Genomic DNA, 4,006 nt, shown 5'->3' on the forward strand with positions numbered 1-4,006 from the left:
GCGCCCGGCCGTGTGCGCCCTCGAGTCCGCGGCCGCGCGCAGCGGGATCAGAAGCGTGATCAGACATGGTCGTTCCTTTCGGTGGAGGCAGCCCGGGAGGACACTGCGGTGGAGGTGGCCCGTCGGGACGCTGCGGTCGAGCCGGCCTGGGAGGACGCCGCGGTGGTGGTGTCCGCAGTCGGGGCGGCCCCGCCGCTGAGCCGCGGGTCGGTCACGGAACTCCGGCCGCCGTAGAGGAACTCCAGGGTGGCGTCGGGGTGCCGGTTGGTGGTCATCAGCGACACCACGTAGAACAGCACGATCGACACGAGCAGCGAGATGCCGCCGACCTGCATGAACGCGGGAACGGAGATGATGTCCCGCGCGGCCAGGGAGGTGATGATCATGTTGCCGAGGATCGCGAACGCCACTGTCACGGTCGCGGCGGTGGCCGTGGCGCGATGCCAGTAGATGGACATGACCACCGGCCCGACGATCGCGGCGGCGAAGGCGGCCCAGCCCAGCGCGCCGAGCAGGAACACCACCTGCGAGAGGAACAGGGTGAGCAGGACCGACAGCACCACCAGGGTGAGGCTCGCGATCCGGCTCCACAGCAGCTCGCGGACCACCTTGATGCCGAAGGCGCCGGGCAGGTCGCGCATCATCGACGACGCGCCGATGGTGATGAAGCTCGAGGCCGAGGACATGATGGCCGCCAGCAGGCCGGTCAGCGCGATGCCGCCGACGATCGGGTTGGTCACCGAGTCGAGGAACCAGATGGCGGTGTCGTCGATGTTCTCGAGCTCGGGCGCGTCGCCGGTGAGGGTCATGGAGCGGGTGGCCAGGCCGATGCCGACGGAGAACAGGGTGGTGATGGCGTAGGCGATGCCCGCCACGGCCGCACCCCACTTGAGCTGGGTCATGTCGCGGAGCATGAGGAACTTGGTGAGCAGCTGCGGCTGGCCCACGGCGCCCACGAAGATCAACAGCCCGAAGGCGAAGATGTAGGTCGGCGCCTGGACGCCGTCGATCGAGAGCATCTCCGCGCTGCCTGCCGAGATGGTGTCGAGCATGGGGAGCCAGCCGCCGGCCACCTGGACGGCGAAGAAGAACAGCCCCACGGACATGACCACCATGAGCACGCCCTGCACGAGGTCGGTCCACACGGCCGCGAGCATGCCGCCGGCCATCGTGTACGCGGCCACGACCACCGATCCGATCCACACGCTGGTGGGGATCGAGGTGCCCAGCAGCAGCGAGATGATCACGCCGATCGAGGTGACCTGGGCGGTCATGTACGCGATCGAGGCGATGAAGATCGCGACCGACATGGTGGCGTGTGAGGTCCGGTCCTGGAACCGGACCCGGATGAGGTCGGGCACCGAGTAGACGCGGTGCTTCTTGCCGATCCAGTTGAGGCGGCTGCCCAGCAGGAACCAGGCGACGGCGAAGCCGAAGGGCGCGAGCAGCCCCACGGCGATGAGCGCCTGCAGGCCCCAGGCGTAGGTCTGGCCGGTTCCGCCGACCATGCCCCAGCCGGACTGGATGGAGGAGAAGCTGGCGATGGCCATGACGAAGAAGCCCAGGGACTGCCCCGCGACGAGGAACTCCTTGGCCGACTTCATCTTGGTGTTGGCCCACGCGCCGATGGCGAACATGAGCACGAAATAGGCGAGCACGACGCCTATGACGACGGGGTTGTTCATGAGGGATCCTCAGGGGTCGGTCGGTTGTGGTCGTTACGCAGCGCGGCGCGGCGGATCTTTCCGGTGTTGGTGGTGGGGAGCTCGTCGAGGAACCGCACCTCCCGCGGGTACTGGTAGAAGGCGAGTCGCTCCTTGACCAGGGCCTGGATCTCGCGGGCCAACTCGTCGGTGCCGCTGGTCCCCTCGGCGGGGACGACGTACGCGACGATCGCCTCTCCGCGCAGCTCGTCCGGCACGCCGATCACGGCCACCATCTCGACCCCACTGTGGCGCAGGATCTGGTCCTCGATCTCGCCGGGGCCCACGCGGTAGCCGGACGAGGAGATCAGGTCGTCGTTGCGGCCGGAGAACCAGAAGCTCCCCCTCTCGTCGACCCGCGCCAGATCCCCGGTGTGCAGCACTCCACCGGCGGTCTTCTCCGCGGTCTTGTCGGGCGCGTTCCAGTAGCGCAGGAACGCGTTGGGGCTGGGCAGGCGCACGCAGATCTCGCCGACCTCACCCGCCGCGACCGGCTGGCCCGCCTCGTCGATCAGGACCAGGTCGAACCCGGGCGTGGGGCGGCCCATGGAGCCGGGCGGGGTCGCGAACTCCGAATGACAGGTGCCCACGATCAGATTGCATTCGGTCTGCCCGTAGATCTCGTTGACCTGCACCCCCAGCGCCTCGCGCGCCCACTCGGCCACGGCCTCGCCCAGCGCCTCGCCCCCGGAGAACGCCGCCCGCAGCCCGGTGGTCGAGTAGTCGACCTCGGACGCGCGCATCATCTTGAGGATCGTCGGCGGCAGGAACGAGCAGGTCACCCCGTGCCGCCGCAGGATGTGCTCGACGGTCTCGGGGCTGGGCCGCCGGGCCGAGGCCACCACGGGTACACCGCTGTAGAGGCTCGGCAGCAACACGTCGAGCAACCCACCGGCCCAGGCCCAGTCGGCGGGGGTCCAGAACACGTCGCCCTGCTCGGGGAACCCGTCGAGCGCGCGGACCACCCCGGGCATGTGCCCCAGCACCACGCGGTGCCCGTGCAGGGCGCCCTTGGGTTGGCCGGTGGTTCCGGAGGTGTAGATGAGCAGGGCCGGGTCGTCGGGCCCGGTGTCCGCGACGACGACGGCGAGGTCGGCCGAGTCCGTCACCGACAGCGGCAGCGCGGTGAGCGCCCCCGCCTCCGCGGCCGGCCCCATCTCGCCGGCGACCAGCACCGTGGCCAGCTCGGGCAGTTCGGCCAGTTCGCCGGCCAGGCGCGCATAGCAGTCCGCGTCGAACACCGCGGCCACGGCCCCGGAGTCACCCATGCGGAACAGCGCGGCCTCGGGGCCGAACTTCACCGAGAGGGGGACCGCGATCGCGCCCATGAGGTAGGCGGCCACGTGGGCCACGGCGGTCTCGGCGGACTGCGCGCACATCACGGCGACTCGGTCGCCCTCGCCGACCCCGCGGTCGCGGAGAAAGGTGATGAGGCGGCGGGCGCGGTCGCCGAGTTCGCCGAACGTGGTGACCTCCGGCGGGTCGTCGCCGCGGTCCACCACGATTGCGGGGGATTGCCGCGCATGGGCGTCCGTGCAGGCGGCGCCGATGTTGAATCGGTCCGGGATCTCCCACTGGAAGCCCTCGGGCCCCAGCGGCGGACGCCAGGGCCGTGCCTGGACGGTCGATGGCATGGGTTCAACTCCTCAGTCTCTGTGAGCCCCCTCACTCGGAGGAGCTCGCCCCACGACGGTATGAGTGGCCTGGTTCACATACAATGGAGATTCCCCCTACGTTCGGAGCCCCTGCATGTATGAATTCCTATCCCTCGACGTCGTTGACGGACTGGCGACGGTCACCCTTAGCCGCCCGCCGGTCAACGCTCTGTCCCGCGGCATGCAGGAGGAACTGCGGGCCGTGGCGCAGGAAGTCTCGGGGCGCACCGACGTCGACGCCGTGGTCTTCACCGGAAGCGACCGGGTCTTCGCCGCCGGCGCGGACATCAAGGAGATGCGGCAGATGCCGTACGCGCGGATGCTCACCGAGGCCCGCGAGCTGCAGTCGGCGTTCACCGCGGTCGCGGAGATCCCCCAGCCCACGGTCGCCGCGATCACCGGCGCAGCACTCGGCGGCGGCATGGAGCTGGCGCTGTGCTGCGACCGGCGGATCGCCGCCGAGAGGGCCACACTCGGCCAGCCCGAGATACTCCTGGGCATCATCCCCGGCGCCGGCGGCACCCAGCGGCTCGCGCGCCTGGTCGGGCCCGCGGTGGCCAAGGAGCTGTGCCTGACCGGTCGCACGCTCACCGCCGCCGAGGCGCTCGAGCTGCGCGCGGTCGACGAGGTGGTCCCGGACGGCCAGGC

The 4,006-nt window shown here is 70.3% G+C and carries 3 protein-coding genes; 1 reads left to right on the plus strand and 2 read right to left on the minus strand.

Annotated features, from left to right (window positions below):
- Positions 1-59 precede the first annotated feature (59 nt).
- Together IY392_RS10420 and IY392_RS10425 are read right to left on the minus strand one after the other, a co-directional pair.
- Positions 60-1,685: a sodium:solute symporter gene (locus IY392_RS10420; protein ID WP_194861160.1), complete on the minus strand. Its 1,626-nt coding sequence runs from the start codon at positions 1,683-1,685 to the stop codon at positions 60-62.
- Positions 1,682-3,337, minus strand: a complete 1,656-nt coding sequence (locus tag IY392_RS10425) for an AMP-binding protein (RefSeq protein WP_194861161.1) — start codon at positions 3,335-3,337, stop codon at positions 1,682-1,684. Before IY392_RS10425 ends, IY392_RS10420 begins: the two co-directional genes overlap by 4 nt.
- A 115-nt stretch (positions 3,338-3,452) precedes the next feature.
- On the opposite strand from IY392_RS10425, the gene IY392_RS10430 reads away from it, so the two are divergent.
- The coding region (locus IY392_RS10430) for an enoyl-CoA hydratase/isomerase family protein (protein WP_194861162.1) at positions 3,453-4,006 on the plus strand (554 nt) is incomplete at its 3' end.

Source organism: Dietzia sp. SYD-A1 (assembly GCF_015356725.1).
In the GTDB taxonomy this organism is placed as follows: Bacteria; Actinomycetota; Actinomycetes; order Mycobacteriales; family Mycobacteriaceae; genus Dietzia.

Coding starts and splice junctions, on each gene's coding strand:
- IY392_RS10420 (WP_194861160.1), bottom strand. CDS start 1,685: ATGAACAACCCCGTCGTCATAGGCGTCGTGCTCGCCTATTTCGTGCTC.
- IY392_RS10425 (WP_194861161.1), bottom strand. CDS start 3,337: ATGCCATCGACCGTCCAGGCACGGCCCTGGCGTCCGCCGCTGGGGCCC.